A 21,196-nucleotide genomic window follows, 5' to 3' on the forward strand; every position below is an offset into this window, starting at 1 on the left:
AACCCGCCTTACCAACATCACCCTCCGAAACGTCTCCAATCTCAGTTAGCGTCGGGCCATCCACCGAGGGAGAGGAGCCGGCGTTGCAGAAGACCCCCACGCGCCGACTGCTCTCGCTGCCCGACGTCGCGGCTCTCGCCCGCGTGCAACGTCCCGTCGCTTCGATGTGGCGCAGCCGCAGCGCTGGTACGTCGCTCCCGTTCCCAGAGCCCGCGAGCCGGGCAGACGGTCAGGACCTCTTCGACGCCGACGACGTGACGAGCTGGCTCGTCGCCACGGGCCGAGGTAACAACCCGGCAGTGCGCGAGGAGAGCGCGCTTTTCACGTTCGTCGATGGCCTCACCGATCTGGACAGCGCCGTGGCTTTCGATGGCCTTACCGCCCTCCTGGCGCTTCGCGCCGCAGCCGGAGTGCAGCTCTCCGGCCGCGGCCGGATCGAGGTCCTCGACCTCGCCGACGCCGTCGACCCGCAGGATCGCTGGCTGTACCGCGAGCTCGATGCGCTCGGCGAAGACCTCACCTCTCTGGCGGATCACGCGGACGACGTTGCGGATGCGGCCTACACCGTGCCGGCGGCGTTCGAGTCATTGAAGGCGCACCGGTTCCGTAGGGGGATCCGCGAGTACACCGACACGACGTTCAGCCCGGCCGTGCTCGAGCTGGCGGCGCGGATTGCGACCGAGCTGATCGACCCGGATCAGCGCAGTTCCGCCACGGTCGTCGATCCGTCCGGCGGCAGCGACCTGCTGGTGACGCTCGGCGCCCGGCTCACTGACGGCGACGGGACGACGGCCGTGCTTCCGGCGACCGGGACCGCGACGGTACGCCTGGCCGGACGTCGCCTGATCGCACATGGCTGGGGTGTCACCGAAGCCGGTGCTGACGAGGCGAACCGGCGAGGCCCCCTGGATAGCACCTTGCTGGTGGCGCAGTACCCGTCACCGGCGTTCCAGGTCGACACGGAGGACGCGATCCTCGACGCCATCGACGAGGCGGTGCTCACCATGCAGGTCGAGGACCGCGCCGTGATCATCGGCCCGGCGCGTGCGCTGACGAACGCCACACGCACGCCATCGATCACAGGTTCTCGAGCCGCGCTCCTGCGCACCGACCGGGTACGAGCGGTCGTCCGCCTGCCGGAGCGGCTGTGGACCAGCCGCCCCCGACAGCAGCTCGCTCTCTGGGTGCTCGGCCCCGCGCACGCGGGCGTGGCGATCGCAGAGCGCTGGGTGATGGTGGCGGACCTGTCCGCGGTGCGACTCGACGACAGGGTGCTCGACGACCTGCTGACCGACGTGGTCGCCGCCATCGGAAGCCGGGAGACGGTGCGCTCACACGCCTTCCGGTTCGGTCGGATCATGGCGACGAGCGCACTCCTCGCGTCGTCGGGGGACCTCGTGGGGTCGGGACTCCCGCCCCAGCATCGCCAGCGGCGTAGCGCGGCGGAGATGGCCCTCGACGTGCAGCGACTCCTCGACGTCAGTCGGGGATCGACCACATCGAGCGAGATCCGACTCGACGTCGCGCACCATGAACCCGGACCGGTCAATGTCTCCACCCTCGGTCAACTCGTGGAGGCGGGCGCCGCACGCGTCCTCCCGGGTCACCGCCTGAGCCCCGAGCACGTCGGCGCCTCGGGTAGCGTCCGGGTCATCGGTACCGAGGAGGTGCTGGGCGCCCGGCCGCTCGGTAGTCGGACGATCGACCGCCTGACCTTCACCGCCCAGTACCCCTCCGGCCGTTACACCGAACCGGGCGACGTGGTGTTCTGCGCGACGCCGGGCGTGGGGGCGATCGTGGACTCCGACGGCCTCTCGGTGGTGCTCGCCCCCGCCCGGGTCCTGCGCCTGAACCGGGCCGCACATCCCGGCTTGGTGCCCGACGCCGTCGCCCGGGCGGTGCGGTCGGCCTCGGCACGCGGTGGCTGGCGGTCGTGGCCGGTGCGGTTGGTCCCGGCGGCGCAGGCTGGCGCGCTCGACGCCGCGCTGAGAGCGGTCGCCGCCGCGCGCGCCGAGACCGAACGGCGGCTCGCCGCCCTGGACGAACTGGCCTCCACGCTCACCGACGGCGTGACGACCGGCTCGCTCACGCTCAACATCCCTCGCGACTCTGACGATCGATAAGCAGAACAGGAAGGCGTGCGCATGCCCCCCAGGAAGAGGACGTCCGATCCGTCGGCACCGATGACGATGAAGCAGCTGAAGGACACGCTCTGGAAGGCGGCCGACAAGCTGCGCGGATCGATGGACGCCTCGCAGTACAAGGACGTGATCCTGGGGCTCGTCTTCCTCAAGTACGTGTCGGATGCGTTCGACGAACGCCGCGAGCAGATCCGGACCGATCTGACCGCGGAGGGCTACCGCGAGGACCAGATCGAGGGCTTGCTCAACGACATCGACGAGTACACCGGGCACGGCGTTTTCTGGGTGCCCACGACGGCGCGCTGGCGCTACCTCGCGCAGCACGCGAAGGGCACTCAGGCCGCCATGGGACAGGCTGCGCAGACGATCGGCGAGCTGGTCGACGGGGCCATGGACCACATCATGGGGTCCAACTCCTCTCTTGTCGGCACGCTGCCGCGCATCTACAACCGCGACAACGTCGACCAGCGACGCCTCGGCGAGCTCATCGACCTGTTCAACGACGCGCGGTTCACCGGGAACGGCGCGACGAAGGCACGGGACCTGCTCGGCGAGGTCTACGAGTACTTCCTCGGCAAGTTCGCCGCGGCCGAGGGGAAGCGGGGCGGGGAGTTCTACACGCCGCGCGGCGTCGTGCGGGTGCTCGTGGAGGTGCTCGAGCCGTACTCGGGGCGTGTGTACGACCCGTGCTGCGGGTCCGGCGGCATGTTCGTCCAGACCGAGCAGTTCCTGGAACGCCACAACCAGGATCTCCAGGCGATCTCGGTCTACGGCCAGGAGCTCAACGAGCGCACCTGGCGCATGGCGAAGATGAACCTCGCCGTGCACGGGCTCAACGGCAATCTCTCGTCGCGATGGGGCGACACGTTCGCCCGGGATCAGCACCCGGACGTCCAGATGGACTACGTGCTGGCGAACCCGCCCTTCAACATCAAGGACTGGGCGCGCAGCGAGTCCGACCCGCGCTGGAAGTACGGCGTCCCGCCGGCTGGTAACGCGAATTACGCGTGGATCCAGCACATCCTGTCGAAACTCGCGCCGGGCGGTTCGGCCGGGGTCGTGATGGCCAACGGGTCGATGTCGACGAACTCCGGCGGTGAGGGGGAGATTCGCGCGCGGCTCGTCGAGGCGGACCTCGTGTCGTGCATGGTCGCGCTGCCCACGCAGTTGTTCCGTTCGACGGGTATCCCGGTGTGCCTGTGGTTCTTTGCGAAGGACAAGACGGCTGGGTCGAAGGGGTCCGTCGACCGGACCGGTCAGGTGCTGTTCATCGACGCCAGGAACCTCGGATACATGGTCGACCGGGCCGAGCGCGCGCTGTCCGAGGATGACATCGCCAAGATCGCGAACACGTACCACGCGTGGCGCGGCACGGCTTCGGCGGTGGAGGCCGGGCTGACGTACGACGACGAGCTCGGGTTCTCGCGGTCAGCCACCCTCGCGGAGATCAAGACCGCCGACTACGCGCTCACGCCGGGACGGTACGTCGGCGCGGCTGATGTCGAGGACGACGGAGAGCCACTTGAGGACAAGATCGAGCGCCTGACGAAGGAGTTGCTGGAACAGTTCGACGAGGCGGCGCGGTTGGAGAAGGTCGTGCGCGAGCAGTTGGGACGGGTCCGTGGGTGAGTGGAGGGATACGACGCTCGGCTCCTTGCTCGCAATTGGCGGAGGCTCGATCAAGACCGGGCCCTTCGGGACGGCGTTGAAGGCTAGCGAGTACTCGCAGGACGGTGTGCCGGTGATCTCCGTCGGAGAGGTGGGGTATGGCCGCCTTGTAATCCGATCCACGACCCCGCGGGTTTCACCGACAGTTACCGACCGACTTCCCGAGTACGTCCTCCGATCCGGAGACATCGTCTTCGCACGGAAGGGGTCTGTCGACAGGTCTGCGTGGGTGGCTACCGAGCAGGACGGTTGGTTTCTCGGATCCGACGGCATACGGATCCGATCCGGTGATGGAGTCGATGGGCGATTTCTCGCCTATCAGTTGCAAGGCGCAGTACTACGTGACTGGATTGTCCAGCACGCTGGCGGATCCACCATGGCCTCGCTCAACCAAGGCACGCTCGAGCGAGTACCTCTTCGAGTACCTGGTGTGCATGAGCAATGGGCAATCGCGGAGGTGCTGGGCGCGCTCGACGACAAGATCGCCGCCAACGCCGAACTGATCCGTATTGCGGACGAATTAGGTTCCGCGACCTTTCGATCAATGCTGAGTGAGAGCGAGTCGTTACCGCTGTCTGCGGCTGCACGGTTTATCAACGGCAAGGCCTTCACCAAAGGTGCGAGTAGAACCGGTCGTGTCGTGGTGCGCATCGCGGAACTCAACTCCGGAATCGGTGGTTCCACCGTGTACAGCGACATCGAAGTGGCCGACGACTACTTGGCGCGGCCTGGGGACATTCTGTTCGCGTGGTCAGGATCGTTGACGCTCCATCGGTGGTTCAGATCGGAAGCGATCATCAACCAGCACATCTTCAAGGTGGTCCCTGCGGCTCGACGCCCCGCGTGGTTGGTGTGGAACCTGATCGCCAGCAAGCTCGACGACTTCAAGGCCACGGCGGCGGACAAGGCCACGACGATGGGCCATATCCAGCGACACCATCTGGACGAACTCGTCGAGGTGCCAGCACGAGAGGTGGTCGAGCGCCACGACGCCCAGATGACGGCGCTGTGGTCCCGGGCACTCGCCGCTGAGCAGGAGAACCTCACCCTCGCCGCGACCCGCGACACCCTGCTACCCGCCCTCATGTCCGGCAGGCTCCGCGTCCGCGACGCCGAACGGGTCGTCGAAGGTGTCGCGTGAGTGCGCGCGTTGAGCAGAACGGGGCATGCTTCCCGATGCTTCCCAACCTACTGGCGCGATGGGACGTAGTGCTTGTGAGACGACTGGGAGGCTCGTCGACTTCGCACTACTTCGCACCGGAACGGGAATGCGATGCGCAGCTGCGAAGCAGCGAGGCGGCAGAGCGGCAGAGCGGCGAGCTCAGAGTCGGGTGGGACGAGTCAGTAGACGGGCATTCGCGGAAGCACAGTGACCGCTATCTCGATGATGCGCTCCGCCGCCGGCAGCGCCTCCTCGACGTCCTCGGCGCTCGCCACGGGTGCGTCGGTCGTGGGGTACTCGCTCTCGTTGCGGGTGCGACGCATCCAGTCGAACGCGTCGAGGTCCGCGCCCAGCGGAGGGTGGAGTTGAGCCCGCGTCGCGGTGAGGAGCACCGCGTGCGCGCCGTCGCCCCCCTTCGGGCGCAGCCCCTGGTTGAGGAGGATCGCCGCGAGGGCGTTGCGTGCGCCGTCATACACGAGCTGGAAGGCGCCGACGGGATCGATCTCCGAGACGGTGCGTGCAGACGCCAGGTGCCGGGTCGCTTGCAAGATCATCAGCTCGGCGAGCTCACCGTTGGGGTGAACCACCTGGAGCCGGCCCTCGGCGATGAGTGCGTCGATGTGCACTCGGCCCTGCTCCCACCGCAGTGGATCGCTCAACCGTCAGACCTCCTCGGGGACGACCGCGGTCAGCGGTCGGGAGCGCACCGTTCGGACGAAGGGCGCGGTGCCCTCATCCCACTCCGCGGCACTGACACGGCTGATGTTCACCTCGCGCGACAGCCACTGCTCGGCGGCTCGCGCCGCGTCGGCGAGGGCGGCCCTCGGCGCGCTGCCGACCACGAGGACGTCGACGTCGCGGGGCGTCGGTCCTGCCTCGCCGGCGCGGCGGGCCGCCCAGGAGCCGAAGATGTAGGCCTCCCGGACGCCGTCGATCCCGCGCAGCACATCCTTCAGCACGGGAACCGGTCCGTACGTGGCTGTGACCAGCTCTGTCAGCGGGCGGAGCAACGGGTAGTCAGGGTTGACCCGAACCATGCGCGAGCGGCCGACCGTGCGGTCGGTCAGCACGCCGGCGTCCAGCAGTCGCGTCACCTCGCGGTGCGCGACCGCTGCGGCGGTGCCGGTCGCGCGCTGGACGTCCGCGATGCTGAACTCACGGTCGGGGTGGAGCAGCACGTGAGCCAGGACGTCGCCCTGGGCGTCGGACCGCACGAACGGCGCCAGCGCGGACGGCGGAGTCTTCACAGAACGCGACGGTATCATCGCCTAATAGGAATTCGGTCCCATCCGACGCCTGCTCCAACCGGCCGAGGGCAGGGTTCAGTCGGGCGCGAGCGCGACGCCGTGCTCTACCTCAACTCCATGCCCGTCACGATCATCGGGCTCGGCGCACTCTTAAGAACTACTCTTAACCGACTCTACGGCGACACCCAGAAGTTAAGAGTAGGAGTGCTGTGAGCCGGATGGACCGGGACGACGTCACTGAGCTCCTCGACTCCCTGCGCCGGATCGGTGGGGAGCCGGAGACCGTCGAGGCGAAGAGCGGCGCGGGCGGATTCCCCACCTCCGTGCGGGAGTCGCTCGTGGCGTTCGCCAACACCGAGGGCGGCACGGTGTTGATCGGTGTCGACGAGGAGACCGGCTTCACGGTCGTTCCGATACCCAGCATCACGAGGTACCGGGACAACCTCGTTGCTCTTGCTCGGGACGCGATCACTCCACCGCTGCAGATCGAGACGGACATCGTCGAGGTCGACGGCGGCGCCGTCCTGGTCGCCCAGGTGGCGCCGTCCCGGCCTGACCACAAGCCCGTCTACGTCACGTCCAAGGGCGTCACCAACGGTGCGTACCTCCGGACGGGTGATGGTGACCGGCGAATGAGCGAAGGAGAGATCGGACTCGTCTACGCGGCACGCGTCGAGGCGCGGTACGACCGCGAGCCAGTTCCCGGCACGGGCACGCAAGATCTCGACTGGCCGTCGCTCCGCCGCTCGCTTCAGCGCGTGCGTGCAGGCTCGGCGAAGCTGCGGGTCGAGGACGAGACGGTGGTGCTGTTCCGGCTTGGTGTTCTTGCAGAACCGCAGCCCGAGTCGCCGCTGACCCTCGCTGGCTTGCTCGCCTTCGGCGAGTACCCGCAGCGGATGTTTCCTCAGCTGATGGTGTCGGTCGTCGTCTACCCAGCCGACCGCGCGGGCGGTACTCGATTCCTCGACAACGTCACGGTGCGAGGGTCGATCCCAGACATGGTGTCCGAAGCGCTCGCAGTGATCCGCCGCAATCTGGCAGCACGTGCCGTGATGGGTGAGTTCGGCCGGACAGACCGCCTCGAGTACCCACTCGAGTCGATCCGGGAAGCGCTCGTCAACGCGCTGCTGCATCGCGACTACAGCCCGTTGACCCAAGGAACTCAGGTCCAGGTCGAGCTCCACCCGGACCGGCTCACCATCCGCAGCCCGGGCGGCCTCTACGGCGGACTCATCACCGACGAGCTGGGCGAAGCCGAGCGCGCGTCCTCCTCTCGGAACGGGCTTCTCGCGGGCCTCCTCTCCGACACGTACCTGCCCGGTTCGGAGGATCTCGTCGCGGAGAACCGGTCCACCGGTATCCCGACGATGATCGGCCTCGCCCGATCGAACGGCCTGCCGCGGCCCGTCTTCACCAGCACGCTCCTCGGCTTCACCGTGACGATGGGACGCTCCGAGCTCCTCGGGCCGGATGTCCGGGCATGGATCGCCGGCCTGGGGGTTCCCGTGCCCACCCCGGCCCACGAGATCGCGCTGGCGATGATGCGTGGTGGGCCGGTGACGAACGCGATGCTCCGCGAATGGGGAGCAGATCGGATCGCAGCGGGGCAGGTGCTCCGAGACCTCGTCGCGCAGGGGATCGCCGTGCGGGAGGGCGGTCGACGCTACGCGCGATACGTGCTCGACCCGAGCCGATCGGAGCGCCCGGCGCTGCGGACGCTCTGGGACACCGTCGATGCAACAGGGACACCGAACACGACCCAGCTGGTGGCCGACGAGCTGCGCTCGCGCGGAGATGCATCCGCGGAGGAGCTCGGTTGGCTGACGGGATTGAGCCGCCCGACGATCGTGGCCCACCTCAACCGGCTCATCGAGCAGGACCTCGCCGTCGCCGAGGGATCCCGCAACAGTCCGAAGCGCCGTTATCGGTGGACCGGGATGGCAGGCATCAACCAAGGGAAGAAGCGATGACCTACCGCATGAGCGAGGACGCGTGGGAGCACCTCACGCTCGAGGTGCTCGCCGAGCCGCTCATGTGGCGACCTCAGGCGGGCGCGTCGATCGCTCCGGGGTCCGGCGAGCGCGAGTCCTGGGACGAGCTGCTCATCCCGTCGCGCCTGCGGGCCGCGCTGCGCGCCCTCAACCCGAGCGTGCCGCGCGAGTACCTCGACCAGGCGCTCGCCATGATCGCGGCCCCCACGTCGCAGGACGCGATCGCCGAGAACCACCGCATCCACGGCTACCTCACCGAAGGCTTCCGTGGCCTCACCTACATCGACGACGCCGGCCAGGAGCAGACGCCCACCATCCGCCTAGTCAGCGCCGAGCCGAGCGAGAACGACTGGCTCGCCGTCAACCAGGTGACCATCGCGCAGGGTGAGCACGAGCGGCGCTTCGACGTCGTGCTCTACCTCAACGGCATGCCCGTCGCGATCATCGAGCTCAAGCAGGCGGGCAACGCGCGCGCCGACGTCGCCGCCGCGCACGCCCAGCTCCAGACGTACGTGCGCGAGTTCCCGCTCGCCTTCCGGTTCGCGGTCCTCGTCCTCGCCTCGGACGGCGTCACGGCCAAGTACGGCACGCCCTTCACCCCGCTGCACCACTTCGCCCCCTGGAACGTCGACGACGAGGGCCAGGTCGCGGCGTCGGGCACGATGGACGAGGGGCAGACGGCGCTCGACGTCGCGTTGGAAGGCCTGTTCCACCAGCTGCGGTTCCTGCAGCTGCTGCGCGGGTTCGTGGCCTTCGACGAGGGCGACGACGGCCTGACCAAGCGCATCGCCAAGCCGCACCAGTACTTCGCGGTTACCAAGGCCGTCGGGACGACGGTGCAGGCCGTCGAGACCCACGGCAGGGCCGGGGTCGTGTGGCACACCCAGGGCTCGGGCAAGTCCATGGAGATGGAGCTCTACGCCGCGCAGGTCCTGCGGCACCCGAAGCTGCGGAACCCGACGATCGTCGTGGTGACCGACCGCAACGAGCTGGACGGCCAGCTATTCGAGGCGTTCGACCGGAGCCTCCTGCTGCCGGAGTCGCCGGTGCAGGTGCGTCGCCGCGAGGAGCTGCGCTCCGAGCTGTCCGGCCGCGTGTCCGGCGGCATCTACTTCACGACGCTGCAGAAGTTCGGGCGCAGCCAGGCCGAGCGTGAGGCGGGCGCCGAGCACCCGCTGCTGTCGCAACGGTCCAACATCGTCGTCATCGTCGACGAGGCTCACCGGAGCCACTACGACGACCTCGACGGGTACGCACGGCACCTGCGCGACGCGCTGCCCCACGCGACCCTGATCGCGTTCACCGGCACGCCGATCTCCTTCGCGGACCGCAACACCCGCGAGGTGTTCGGCGACTACATCGACATCTACGACCTGACGCGTGCGGTCGAGGACGGCGCGACCGTGCCCGTCTACTTCGAGTCCCGGCTGGTGAAGGTGCAGCTAGCCGAGGGGGTGACCGAGGAAGCGATCGACGCGGCCGCCGACGAGGCCACCGTCGGTCTCGACGACGTGGAGCGCGAACGCGTCGAGCGGTCCGTCGCGGTGGTCAATGCCGTCTACGGGGCACCGGAACGCATCGCGATGCTGGCCACCGACTTCGTCGCGCACTGGGAGTCGCGGCGTGCGGACATGGCCAAGGTGCTCGGGACCCCGGAGACCCCGCTCGTGCCCGGCAAGGCGATGATCGTCGGGGCGACCCGGGAGATCTGCGCCCGGCTGTACGCCGCGATCGTGGCGCTGCGACCCGACTGGCACTCCGACGAGCTCTCGGCCGGGAGGATCAAGGTCGTGTACTCGGGCACGGCGTCGGACGTCCCGCCGGTCGCCGACCACGTGCGCCGCGACTCGGCGAACGCCGCCATCAAGCAGCGGCTCAAGGACCCGGACGACGAGCTCGAGATCGTCATCGTCAAGGACATGATGCTGACGGGGTACGACTCGCCGCCGCTGCACACCCTCTACCTGGACCGCCCGCTCAAGGGCGCCCTGCTCATGCAGACGCTCGCGCGGGTGAACCGGACGTTCCGCGGGAAGCAGGACGGGCTCCTGGTGGCGTACGCGCCGCTCGCGGACAACCTCGCCAGGGCGCTCGCGGAGTACACCGCGGCCGATCAGGAGAACAAGCCGATCGGGCGGTCGGTCGATGAGGCAGTCGCTGTCGTCGAGGAGCTGCTGGGGCGGCTGCGCGAGGTGCTCGCGGGGCACGACTGGCGGGCACGGCTGGCACGGCCTGGACCGCGAGCCTTCATCTCGGCGGTTCACTCGACGGTGGAGTACCTGCGTAGTCCTGCCACACCGGGCAACCAGCCTGTCGAGGGCGAGGAGGGCCTCGGCGCGCAGTACCGACGGCTCGCCGGGCAGCTGTCGCGCGCGTGGGCCATCGCGGGCCGTGCGGACGTGCTCGTCGCCACGCGCGCGGAGGCGCAGTTCTACGAGGAGGTCCGCGTCTGGATGGGGAAGTTCGACGCGGAGGACCGGCAGGCACGGGGCGAGCCCATCCCCGACGACGTCCAGCGGATGCTCAACCAGCTGGTCGCGGGCGCGGTGATGTCGAGCGAGGTGCTCGACATCTACGACGCCGCCGGGATGCCTCGACCGGCCCTGAGCGAGCTCAACGCCGAGTTCCTCGCGAAGACCCAGGCGGCCGAGAACCCGCACCTGGCGATCGAGGCGCTGCGCCAGCTGATCATGGCGGAGACGCGGACGACCACCCGGAACAACATCGTGCGGCAGCGAGCGTTCTCCGAGCGCCTGGTCGAGCTCATGACGAAGTACACGAACCAGCAGCTGACGTCGGCGGAGGTCATCGCGGCGTTGATCGAGGTCGCACGCGAGGTGGCCCACGAGGCTGACCGGGGTGCTGCGTTCACGCCACCGCTCGACCAGGACGAGCTCGCTTTCTACGACGCGGTCGCGGCGAACGAGTCGGCGGTCGAGGTTCAGGGTGAGGGTGTGCTGGCCACCATCGCCCGCGAGCTCGTCGCGATCATGCGGAACGATGTCAAGACCGACTGGACGGTGCGCGACGACGTGAAGGCCAAGCTGCGGTCCTCCATCAAGCGCCTGCTCGTCAAGTACGACTACCCGCCGGACAAGCAGCCCGGCGCGATCAAGCTGGTGATGGAGCAGATGGAGTCGATGGCGCCGCGGTACGCGGCGTGAGTGGACTTGATGACGGGGGGCCGGACAGTCAACACACGGGTGGATGGCGCGTACCGCGGCGCCAACGACGCCATCTGGGCACATTTCGCGCCCGCTGTCGTCCACGAGCTCTGCTGGGAACCGTAGACGCACGAGAGCCCCGTACCGGCGAGGTACGGGGCCCAAGGCGATGCGGGAGGCCCGAGGGCGTCCTGCAATCCACACGCTACAGGCGTACGCACTGAAGAAGCCAGTCTCTCGCGGCACCCACCACATTTCGCCCGGGCCCGTTCGGCGTAGCGCCGAATGCGCTCGCTCGCAGGCGAGGGGTCGCGTCTCGGGAGATGTCACCGCCCCGTGCGAAGGTAGCGGCGTGAGCGCGCTGCACACCGCCTTGGCGGCCGAGAGGCTGTGGGTCGAGAGCCCCGCCTGGGTGCTTCTCCGTGCCCGGAACGCTCCGGCAGCGATCGCGCTGCTCGGCCAGCACCTCGGCGGCGAGGTGCGCCGTCGGTCGGTGCCCGAGCTGTTCGAGCTCATCGAGGAGGACCTGGTCGAGCTGAGGGCGCACGGCTTCGAGCTGCCCCGGCCCGCCCGCGGGTACTGCGACGACTGGCGGCAGGACGGCGTGCTGGTGCGTCGTCCCGTCGAGGGCACGCGCGAGGAGACGTACGAGCTGTCCGACGGTGCGCTGGTCGCGATCCGCTTCGTGCTCGACCTCATGGAGCCGCGCAGCGTCGTCACGGAGTCCCGGCTGGGGACGATCCTGGCGCGGGTGCGCGAGCTGTCGCTCGCGACGGACCCGAGCGCAGCCACGCGGTTGGCTGCCCTCAGCGCCGAGCGGGATCGCATCGACGCCGAGATCGCGCGCGTGCGCTCCGGCGACTTCGACGTGCTCGACGCCGATCGCGCGGTCGAGCGGGCCCGCGACGTCCTCGCGCTGGCCGACGAGCTGCCCGCCGACTTCGCGCGCGTGCGCGGCGAGCTGGAACGCCTCAACCGAGCCCTGCGGGCGCGCCTGGTGGACGACGTCGACTCGCGCGGCACCGTGCTCGACGACATCTTCCGCGGCGTCGACCACCTCGCCGAGTCCGAGGCGGGTCGCAGCTTCGACGGGTTCTTCGGGCTCATCCTCGACGCCGAGCGGGTGACGGCGTTCGAGGACGACGTCGACGACCTGCTCGCCCGCCCGTTCGCGGACAGGCTCACCGCGAGCCAGGCCCGCACCCTGCGCCGACTGCTGCCCGGGCTGCAGGACGCGAGCGGCGAGATCCACGACGTGATGACGACGTTCTCCCGGAGCCTGCGCCGGTTCGTCCAGACCGACGAGCTCGCCGAGCACCGCGAGGTGCAACGTCGTCTGCGGGCGGCGCAGCGAGAGGCCGCCGAGCTGGCGCACACCGTCCAGCCCTTCGCGCGCACGCGACTCGAGCTCGACCTCACGTCCGTGCCGTTCGAGTCGGTCGGTGCCCTGGCCCTGCACAACCCGGCCGACCACCGCACGGCGTCGGACGTCGAGGTGTCCGCGCACGAGCAGGTCGACTGGGAGGAGCTCGTCCAGGCGGCGCGCGACTCGGAGATCGACCTGGTGGAGCTGCGCGCCCACGTCAACGACGCCGTCGGCCGCCTGGGAGCGCTCACCGTGGCGGAGGTGCTCGCCGAGCACCCGCCCACGCAAGGGCTCGCCGGGGTGGTCGGGATGCTCGTGCTGGCCGACGAGCACGCGACAGCGCTCGACGGCGCCGAGCCGGTGTCCTGGACCGCGCCGACCGGCGTCGCCCGGCGCGGGACCGTCCCGCGCCGCCTGTTCACGGCGGCGGTCCCGTGACGGTCTCGCGGGACGAGGATCGCGCGGTGCTCCCCCCGGAGGGCCCGGCGGTCGGCGCCCCCGAGCCGACCGGAGGCCAGCTCTGGCCGGACGACGCGGGGACCCTGCTCGCGTCGTCGCGCCGCGCGCTGGTGCAGCTCGTGCGCGGGCCGTACCTCTCGGCCGCGCGGCACGGTGCGCTGTGGGGCGCGCTCCTCAACGACGAGCCCGCGATCCGCTCGCGGCTGGCCGACCTGTTCCTCGACCTCGTCGTCGACGCCGACCACGAGGTCGCGTTCGTGCGGAACGTCGACCAGCCGGAGGTCGACGCGCCACGCGTCGTCCGCACCGCGCCGATGACCTTCCTCGACACCGCGATGCTCCTGCACCTGCGCCAGACGCTCCTCGCGGCCGGAGCCGGTGAGCGCGTGATCGTCGGTCAGGACGAGCTGGCCGAACAGCTCGAGGTGTACCGCAGCGCGTCGAGCACGGACGCCGCCGGCTTCGCGAAGCGCGTCAACGCGTCTTGGGTGAAGCTGCAGAAGTACGGCATCCTCGCGACGACGACGACCGAGGGCCGGTGCGAGGTCTCGCCGGTGCTGCGACTCGTCTTCGGGCCCGAGCAGATCAGTGCGGTCCGGGCCGAGTACGCGCGGCTCGCGGCCCCGCCCGACGAGCCCACCGACGAAGCGGCCGGTGTCGGCGACGATGCCCACGACGACGACCACGACGACGAGGAGCGCCCATGACCACGCCGAGCACGACGGCGCTGTTCGACCTCGAGGAGTCGACGTCCGCGAGCCCGCGGCCGGCGGAGCCGATCCCCGGCGCGGTGCATCCCGGCCAGTGGCGGCTCGAGCGCATCGAGGTGGTGAACTGGGGGACGTTCCACGGCCACCACGCCGTCGACGTCGCGCGGCAGGGCTTCCTGCTCACCGGGCACTCGGGCTCGGGCAAGTCGTCGCTGGTCGACGCCGTCTCCGCGGTCCTCACGCCGCCCGGCAAGATCCGGTTCAACGCGGCAGCCGCCGACGCCGGGGGGCGCGCGGACCGGACGTTCGCCGCCTACGTGCGTGGCGCGTGGCGTCGGCAGACCGACGACGCGACCGGCGAGGTCGTGAGCGACTACCTGCGCACGGGAGCGACCTGGAGCGGCGTCGCGCTGCGCTTCGCGGACGGGACGGGCGGTGCCGGGGGCGTGGTGACCCTCGTCAAGCTGTTCCACCTGCGCGCGGGCGAGAACGCGAACCCCTCGGACCTGCACGTCCTGCTGCCCGGCGCGCTGGACCTGCTCGACCTCCAGCCGTTCGCCCGGGACGGGCTGCAGGCCCGCGCGATCAAGGCGGAGTGGCCGCAGGCCACGGTCACCGACAAGCACTCGCAGTTCGCCGCGCGGTTCTGCCGGGTGCTCGGCATCCACGGCGACAACGCCCTGCTCCTGCTGCACAAGACCCAGTCCGCCAAGAACCTCGGCTCGCTCGACGACCTGTTCCGGGGCTTCATGCTCGACGAGCCGACGACGTTCGGGCTCGCGGAGACGGCGGTCGCCCAGTTCACCGAGCTCGACACGGCGCACCGGCACGTCGTGACCGCGCGACGTCAGGTCGAGCACCTGACGCCGCTGCGGGCGCTCGCCGCGGAGCACGCCGGCCACGAGCGAGAGGTCGACGATCGTGGCGCGCTGCTCGCGGCGCTCCCCGCGTTCGCCGACGCCTGGCAGCTGGAGCTCGCGCGCCACGACCAGGCGCAGCGCAGTCAGCAGGCGGCCGCGCTCACCGACGCGCTCGACGAGGCGCGACGAGTCACGCGCGAGCGTGAGGGTGAGCTGCGCGACGCGGAGCTCCTGGTCGCGCAGCACGGCGGGTCCGCCGTCGTCTCGCAGCAGGCGCGCGTGGACGCGGCCGACGCGCGAGTCACCGCTGTGCAGGCGGCGCGCACGAGCCTGGCCGAACGGCTCGGCGAGGTGGAGCTGGCGCTGCCCGCGACCGCCGCAGAGTACGAGGAGCTCCGTAGCCTCGCGAGCGCAGAACGTCACGGTCTCGAGGAGTCCCGCGCCGCCGAGCGGGACGAGCGGCACCGGCTCTACAGCACGTCCACGCGTGCGCGCCAGACCGTCGAGACCCTGGACCGGGAGCTCGACGCGCTGAAGCGCGTACGGTCCAACCTCGACGGCGACCTGCTGCGCGCCCGCCAGCTCGTCTGCCACGCGACCGGGCTGGCGCCGGATCTCCTGCCGTTCGCGGGCGAGCTGCTCCGGGTGGCCGACGCGCACGCCGAGTGGGCCGGGCCGATCGAGCGCGTGCTGCGCCCGCTCGCGACCGTGATGCTCGTCCCGGCGCTGCACCGGGACGCGGTGGCACGCGCCGTCGATGCGCACCACCTGAGAGCCAGGATCGTCTTCGAGGTGGTGCCCGCCCGTGTCGACGCCCCCCGCCTGGTGGGAGGTCCGGGATCGCTCGTGCACCGGGTCGAGGTCAAGGACGGTCCGTTCCGAGCCTGGCTCGCGGGGACCCTCAGCCGGCAGTACGACGTCGAGTGCGTCGCCGGCGACGCCGAGCTGCACGGCGTCGAGCGCGGCGTCACACGAGCGGGCCTGGTCAAGCGCGGCAGCACCCGGCACGAGAAGGACGACCGGTTCGCCGTCGACGATCGCGCCCGCTGGGTCCTCGGCTTCGACAACGCGGACAAGGTCGAGCACCTGCTCGCTCGGCGCGCTTCCGCGCAGACCGAGCTCGACGCGGCCGAGCGGGAGATCGAGCGTGCCGACCGGCAGGCGCGTGCCGCCCAGGACCGACGAGCCGCCCTGCGCGCCGTCGAGGACCGCGAGTGGCGGGAGGTCGACCTGGCGGGCGCCGAGCAGGAGCTCGATCGTGCACGGGGTGCGCTCGCGGAGATCCTGGCCGCCAGCGCCGACCTGCGGACCGCCCAGGCCGCTGCCGGTCGTGCACGAGAAGCGGTCGGCGCGGCCCGTGACGCGGAGCAGCAGGCGCTGGCAGCGCGCGCCGAGGCGTCCAGCGAGCTCGACCGGCTCGACCGGCTCGTCGCGGATCTGTCGGCGCGGCCGATCGAGCCGGTCGCGCCGTCGCACCACGCCGAGCTCGAGGATCGGTTCTACCGTCAGCAGCGATCGGTGCGGTACGACGTCGTCCACCGGGTCCAGAGCCAGGTGCAGTCGGTGCTGCAGTCCGAGCGGGAGACCGCTGGTCGGGCGGCGGCGCGCGCGGCGGAGCGGATCATCGGCGTGCAGGCCGAGTTCAAGCACACGTGGCCGGCTCTGGCCGGAGACCTGACGGACGCGCTCGCCGACCGCGACGGCTACCTCGCGGTGCTCGGGCGGCTGGAGACCGACCGGCTGCCCGAGTTCGAGGAGCGGTTCTTCGGCTTGCTGCAGACGCAGTCCCAGCGCAACATCGGCCAGCTCGCGGCCGTCATCCGTCGTGCGCCCGGCGAGATCCGGGACAAGATCGTTCCGATCAACACCTCGCTGCGCCGGTCGCCGTTCGACCGCGGCCGGTTCCTGCAGATCAAGGTCGACGAGAACCGCACCGCGGCCGCGCATGACTTCCTCGCCGACCTGCGGGAGATCTCGACCGGCTCGTGGGCGGACGAGGACCGCGCCGCGGCGGAGCGCCGGTTCGCCGTGATGGCGCGCGTCATGGCGCGGCTCGGGTCGTCCGAGCACGGGGACCGGAGCTGGCGCGCGCTGTGCCTCGACACCCGCCGCCACGTCCGGTTCACCGGCGTCGAGGTCGACCCCGGCGGGACGCAGGTCAACGTGCACGACTCGGCGGCGGGCCTCTCAGGCGGCCAGCGACAGAAGCTCGTGGTGTTCTGCCTCGCGGCCGCGCTCCGGTACCAGCTCACGCCTCCCGAGGCGGAGATCCCCGCCTACGGCACGATCATCCTCGACGAGGCGTTCGACAAGGCCGACTCGACCTTCACCCGGATGGCGATGGACGTCTTCGTCGAGTTCGGCTTCCACATGGTGCTCGCCACGCCGCTCAAGCTGTTGCAGACGCTCGAGGAGTACGTCGGCGGTGTCGGCCTCGCGACGTGCCGCGACTTCCGTGAGTCCCGTGTCGGCCTCGTCGCGTTCGACGACGTGCCCGTCCCCGAGGACCGCGATGCCTGAGCGGCTCACCGTCAGCGCAGCACGAGCGCGTGCGGCCGCCGCCTACGACCGGCACGCGACGACCTGGGCGACGCAGCGGGCCGCGGTCGCGGACGTCCCCGCGGTGGACCTGCCGTTGCACCCACCGACCGAGCGGCACGCCCTCACCGACACCGACGGCGTCGTGGAGTGGGCGACGGCGTGGCGGGGGGTCGATGCGGTGACGTGGGGGCGCCGACGGTGGACGAACGTCGGGGAGCAACGCGTCCCCGAGCGACTGGTGCTCAGGGAGCCGGCCGACGTGGCCTCCTTCGCCGGCCGGGGTGCGCACTGGCGTCGGCTGTCGGCGCGCGCGGACGACCTGATCGCGGCGTTCGGCGTCGACGCCGGTCCCGTGGTGCGCCGCTTCGCGCGGACGATCGTCGACCTCGATGCCGTCGACTACGCGCGACTCGTCGCCGTCGCGTCGTGGCTCGTCGCGCATCCCGACTCGGGTGCGTACCGCCGTGAGCTCCCCGTGGCCGGCGTCGACACGAAGTGGTTCGAGCAGCGTCGGGGGGTGGTGACCGCGCTGGTCGCGGCAGCGACCGGGCGCGACCAGCTCGGGCTACGCGAACCACCCCGTCTGGTCCGGATGCGTGCGCTCGACCGGGGACTGGCTCCCTCCGGCCTCCCCGACGTGAGCGCTCCGGTCGACGACCTGTCCGCGCTGTCGGTTCGCGCCCGCGTCGTCGTCGTGGTCGAGAACCTGCAGACGTTCGTCGCGCTCCCCGCTCTCAGCGGCGGGATCGCGGTGCACGGCTCGGGCTACGCCGTGGACCGGATCGGCCGCATCGGCTGGGTCCGCGAGGCGCCGATCGTCTACTGGGGCGACTTCGACCGGGACGGGTTCGCCATCCTGGACCGGCTCCGCGCCCACTGCCCGGACGTGAGATCGGTGCTCATGGACGAGGAGACGTTGCTTGCCCATCGCGAGCTGTGGGTCGCGGACCCGAACGCGGCGACGCCGTTCACCCCCACCCGGCTCACCGGCGGCGAACGGCGAACGCTCGACGCGCTCGCCGCGTTCGGCGGCGTCCGCCTCGAGCAGGAGCGCCTCGCGTGGCCGCACTGCCTCGCGGCGCTCGAGGGCCTCTGACAGCGGTGGAGGCTCAGGTGAGCGACACGGCCGGTGTTTGATCGTGGCGCTCAGGTCCGACGTGCCCGTCGGTAGTGGTATATTTTCCGACATGTTTTCGCCGCGCGAATCCGAAACCGTCCTCAGCGAACTGGGCAGCAAGTTCCCTCTCGCCCTCGTGCGAGCAACCGACGCGGCCCGTGGCGACCTCCGCTCTCTGCGCCGCTGGAGGTCTGACTGGCTCCAGGGCATGTTCCAACGGGAAGTGGCTGGGATCGTACATGCTCGCATCTGGGCCCACCTGATGGCCGAGCTCGACTCGGTCGATGGCGTCACATTCCGTACGGAGGAGCCCTACCGCGAGGTGCGCGTGGTCACGCCGCTCGGCCGGACATTCAAGGTGCGAGTCAAGCGACACTCAGAGGGCGACAGGATCAGCTCGTACACGACGCCGTCTGACGTGGAGTTCTGGGGTGGCGCGGTGCTCTCGTTCGACGGGTTGGAGGAGGTACCGCTTGCTGCCGGCTACCGCTGGGAGGCGGCGACCGGAGACGTCGGCGCTCCGGTGATCTCCTACCGGGAGGGCAAGGAGAACGTGATCTGGGCGGTCGAGGTCGATGCAGGTCAGGCTGATGCTGCCGCGCCGCTCCGCTACACGCCGATCGCGCCTCCTGGCCTTCCGAAGATCGACCTGGCAGCCAGTCGACGAGACGCGGAGAGCGGCACACGATGAGCGGCCTCGGTGAGGTTCTCGCGACCGCTCGGCGAGCGCGGGGGCTGACACAGGACGAGTTGTCACGGGCTGCCGAGGTGACCCAAGCCGCACTGTCGCGCTACGAGCACGATCTGCGTACTCCCGAACCCGAGGTGCTCGGCCGTCTCGCGCTCGCGCTCGGCGTCACGCCCAGCCTTCTCGAGCACGGTGGCCGCATGGAGGGCGGCATCGCTGCCGGGGCTCACATGCGCCGGCGGGCCACTGCGAAGCCGACCGTGTGGCGCGAGCTCGAGGCTCGACTCAACATGGCTCGCCTGCATACAGCGCGGCTCATGGATGAGATCAGCGTGCGCGCCGACCGCCAGGTACCGAGCTTCGATCCCGTCGATGTCGAACCTGAGACCGCGGCTCGTCTGCTTCGGGCTCAGTGGCGTATGCCCGTCGGCCCCGTCCACTCGCTCAGCGCCTGGATGGACGCGGCGGGGGTCATCGTCGTCGAGCAGGACTTCGGGTCGGCCGCGCGGGCGGACGGTCTGTCGCAGTGGTCGGGTCCTTACCCGGTCGTGCTGGTCAACCTGGCCGCGCCCACGGATCGAAAACGGCTGACCCTCGCCCACGAGCTCGGGCATCTCGTCCTGCACTCCTCCTACCTCGATGACGAGGCGGAGACGCAGGCGAACCGATTCGCCGCGGAGCTGCTGATGCCAGAGGACGAGATCAGGCCCATGCTCAGGGCGCGCCTGACGCCCGAACGGCTCGTCGAGCTCAAGCGGTACTGGGGCGTCTCCATGCAGGCGCTCGTTGAGCGCGCGTTCGCGCTCCGGGTCTTGACGCCCGCGCAGCGCGGTTCGCTCTACAAGGTGCTCAGTGCTCGGGGAATGCGGCGGCGTGAACCGGCGAGCGAGGAGCTCACCCCAGAGGTTCCCCGGCTGACGCGGCACATCGCGGAGTCGTTGCGGTCGCGCGGGCTCACCGACGACGAGATCGCCGACCTCGCTGGGTACGCCTCCGCATCTGTGAACGCACTGTTCGTCGTGCCCGAGAGGCCGAGACTTCAACTGGTCTGACGGAGGATCGCGACGCGTGTCCGCGCAATGAGGTAGGAGAGGCTCGGCTTCACGCCGGACGACGCTCGCCCCGTCAGAGACGGCGGCATCGCGTCGTTGCGCACGGCGAGCCGCGGCGGAGGCCCTGACCGACGCTCCTCAGGCGCTCGCGACCTTCGCCATCGCGCGGTCGGTGATCTCCTGCAGGAGCTCCGGCTCGAGCGGGTCCGTCCCGCCCGCGAGGAGCGTCACCGCGACGTCGCCCGCCACGACGAGCACGACGTCGAGCGTGAGGAACAGGTTCATGCCGCCCTCGCCGCTCGACGCCTCGAGGCGGAGCGCGAGCGTGCGGTCACCGTGCTCCGGCACGTCGAGCGTGGTGACCCGGGTGGTGGTCACCTGCCCGGTCGCCGCGGTCTGCGAGTACTCGGCGCAGTCGGGCAGCGCCGCCGTGAGGGTGTCGAGCTCGGCCGTGCTCGTGCCCGGCTCCCAGGTCTCGATCGTCTCGGAGACGAACGCGAAGCCCCTGCCCCCGAACGAGGCCGTCCCCGTGGCGAGCGGGACGCGCGCCGCGCTCGTCGTCCCGGCGAGACCCGACACGACCGCCGCGCACTGCGGCGGGTCGTACGCGAGCGCCTCGGTCGACGCAGCACCCGCGTCGAGGGGCATGGCGCTCGAGGCGTCCTGCGTCCAGCCGGACGGCAGCTCGGTCTCGGTCAGGAGGGCCACCGCGATCTGCTCCTGGGTGAGCGTCGTGACGGCAGCCGCGTCCGACGCGCCGGACCGGCCCAGCCCGGCATCCGCGCCGGGTTGCGCGCGGGACGCCGCCGGGGGGAGGTCCGCCGTCTCGGGCGCCGACGTCGACCCGGAGCAGCCGGCGACGAGCACGAGGGTCGCGGCGGTCGCCGCCACTGCAGTGAGAGGTCTCGCGCGCACGTCGGCCACCTTGCTCCGGGGAGAGACGCCATTCTCCCCACCCCGCGCCGGAGCGAAAGCCGCTACTGGGGTGAATCGGACACCGCGCGCCTCCTGATGCCGGGCGCCCGGATCG

14 protein-coding genes are annotated in these 21,196 nt (G+C 70.5%); 11 read left to right on the plus strand and 3 right to left on the minus strand.

The window, feature by feature from the left end; all coding sequences use genetic code 11:
• Positions 1 to 83: 83 nt before the first annotated feature.
• The 3 genes from HIR71_RS09570 to HIR71_RS09580 are packed head-to-tail and all read left to right on the plus strand — an operon-like array spanning position 84 to position 4,950.
• Complete coding sequence (locus HIR71_RS09570) at positions 84 to 2,123, plus strand: hypothetical protein (RefSeq protein WP_169324829.1); 2,040 nt, start codon at positions 84 to 86, stop codon at positions 2,121 to 2,123.
• 21 nt (positions 2,124 to 2,144) lie between these two features.
• On the plus strand, positions 2,145 to 3,770 hold the full coding sequence (locus tag HIR71_RS09575) for a class I SAM-dependent DNA methyltransferase (RefSeq protein WP_169324830.1): 1,626 nt from the start codon (positions 2,145 to 2,147) through the stop codon (positions 3,768 to 3,770).
• Positions 3,763 to 4,950 carry a restriction endonuclease subunit S gene (locus HIR71_RS09580; RefSeq protein ID WP_169324831.1) on the plus strand — a complete coding sequence of 396 codons (1,188 nt, stop codon included), beginning with the start codon at positions 3,763 to 3,765 and terminating at the stop codon, positions 4,948 to 4,950. Before HIR71_RS09575 ends, HIR71_RS09580 begins: the two co-directional genes overlap by 8 nt.
• Before the next feature lie 200 nt (positions 4,951 to 5,150).
• Here HIR71_RS09580 and HIR71_RS09585 read toward each other — a convergent pair whose 3' ends face one another.
• Positions 5,151 to 5,630, minus strand: a complete 480-nt coding sequence (locus HIR71_RS09585; RefSeq protein WP_169324832.1) for a HEPN domain-containing protein — start codon at positions 5,628 to 5,630, stop codon at positions 5,151 to 5,153.
• A 3-nt stretch (positions 5,631 to 5,633) separates the two neighbouring features.
• The gene (locus HIR71_RS09590) at positions 5,634 to 6,218 is read right to left on the minus strand and encodes a nucleotidyltransferase domain-containing protein (RefSeq protein WP_211373999.1); all 585 of its coding nucleotides are present in this window, start codon (positions 6,216 to 6,218) and stop codon (positions 5,634 to 5,636) included.
• A 218-nt stretch (positions 6,219 to 6,436) separates the two neighbouring features.
• Between HIR71_RS09590 and HIR71_RS09595 the strand changes: the two genes are divergently transcribed.
• From HIR71_RS09595 to HIR71_RS09630, 8 genes are all read left to right on the plus strand, one after another.
• Positions 6,437 to 8,188, plus strand: coding sequence for an ATP-binding protein (locus HIR71_RS09595; RefSeq protein ID WP_169324863.1), 1,752 nt, complete (start codon positions 6,437 to 6,439; stop codon positions 8,186 to 8,188).
• On the plus strand, positions 8,185 to 11,373 hold the full coding sequence (locus tag HIR71_RS09600) for a type I restriction endonuclease subunit R (protein WP_169324834.1): 3,189 nt from the start codon (positions 8,185 to 8,187) through the stop codon (positions 11,371 to 11,373). Before HIR71_RS09595 ends, HIR71_RS09600 begins: the two co-directional genes overlap by 4 nt.
• Positions 11,374 to 11,725: 352 nt before the next feature.
• Positions 11,726 to 13,177, plus strand: coding sequence for a DUF3375 domain-containing protein (locus HIR71_RS09605; protein ID WP_169324835.1), 1,452 nt, complete (start codon positions 11,726 to 11,728; stop codon positions 13,175 to 13,177).
• 26 nt (positions 13,178 to 13,203) lie between these two features.
• Entirely contained in the window at positions 13,204 to 13,905 is a 702-nt protein-coding gene (locus tag HIR71_RS09610) for a DUF4194 domain-containing protein (protein ID WP_169324836.1), read from the plus strand.
• Positions 13,902 to 17,288, plus strand: coding sequence for an ATP-binding protein (locus tag HIR71_RS09615; RefSeq protein ID WP_169324837.1), 3,387 nt, complete (start codon positions 13,902 to 13,904; stop codon positions 17,286 to 17,288). Before HIR71_RS09610 ends, HIR71_RS09615 begins: the two co-directional genes overlap by 4 nt.
• Positions 17,281 to 18,405 carry a Wadjet anti-phage system protein JetD domain-containing protein gene (locus HIR71_RS09620; RefSeq protein ID WP_169324838.1) on the plus strand — a complete coding sequence of 375 codons (1,125 nt, stop codon included), beginning with the start codon at positions 17,281 to 17,283 and terminating at the stop codon, positions 18,403 to 18,405. Before HIR71_RS09615 ends, HIR71_RS09620 begins: the two co-directional genes overlap by 8 nt.
• Positions 18,406 to 18,496: 91 nt before the next feature.
• Positions 18,497 to 19,117: a hypothetical protein gene (locus HIR71_RS16455; protein ID WP_211374002.1), complete on the plus strand. Its 621-nt coding sequence runs from the start codon at positions 18,497 to 18,499 to the stop codon at positions 19,115 to 19,117.
• Positions 19,114 to 20,166 (plus strand): helix-turn-helix domain-containing protein, encoded by a 1,053-nt coding sequence (locus HIR71_RS09630; RefSeq protein WP_169324839.1) that lies wholly within the window; start codon positions 19,114 to 19,116, stop codon positions 20,164 to 20,166. The genes HIR71_RS16455 and HIR71_RS09630 overlap by 4 nt, the downstream gene beginning before the upstream one ends.
• A 138-nt stretch (positions 20,167 to 20,304) precedes the next feature.
• Here the strand turns inward: HIR71_RS09630 and HIR71_RS09635 are convergent, their stop codons facing one another.
• Complete coding sequence (locus HIR71_RS09635) at positions 20,305 to 21,081, minus strand: hypothetical protein (RefSeq protein WP_169324840.1); 777 nt, start codon at positions 21,079 to 21,081, stop codon at positions 20,305 to 20,307.
• Positions 21,082 to 21,196 lie beyond the last annotated feature (115 nt).

Origin of the sequence: Cellulomonas fimi, from assembly GCF_012952065.1 — a bacterium.
GTDB lineage: Bacteria > Actinomycetota > Actinomycetes > Actinomycetales > Cellulomonadaceae > Pengzhenrongella > Pengzhenrongella fimi_A.

Bases quoted from the DNA above. Each gene is read 5' to 3' on its own strand.
- HIR71_RS09575 (WP_169324830.1), top strand. From the start codon at position 2,145: ATGCCCCCCAGGAAGAGGACGTCCGATCCGTCGGCACCGATGACGATG.
- HIR71_RS09595 (WP_169324863.1), top strand. From the start codon at position 6,437: ATGGACCGGGACGACGTCACTGAGCTCCTCGACTCCCTGCGCCGGATC.
- HIR71_RS09600 (WP_169324834.1), top strand. From the start codon at position 8,185: ATGACCTACCGCATGAGCGAGGACGCGTGGGAGCACCTCACGCTCGAG.
- HIR71_RS09615 (WP_169324837.1), top strand. From the start codon at position 13,902: ATGACCACGCCGAGCACGACGGCGCTGTTCGACCTCGAGGAGTCGACG.
- HIR71_RS09620 (WP_169324838.1), top strand. From the start codon at position 17,281: ATGCCTGAGCGGCTCACCGTCAGCGCAGCACGAGCGCGTGCGGCCGCC.
- HIR71_RS16455 (WP_211374002.1), top strand. From the start codon at position 18,497: ATGTTTTCGCCGCGCGAATCCGAAACCGTCCTCAGCGAACTGGGCAGC.
- HIR71_RS09630 (WP_169324839.1), top strand. From the start codon at position 19,114: ATGAGCGGCCTCGGTGAGGTTCTCGCGACCGCTCGGCGAGCGCGGGGG.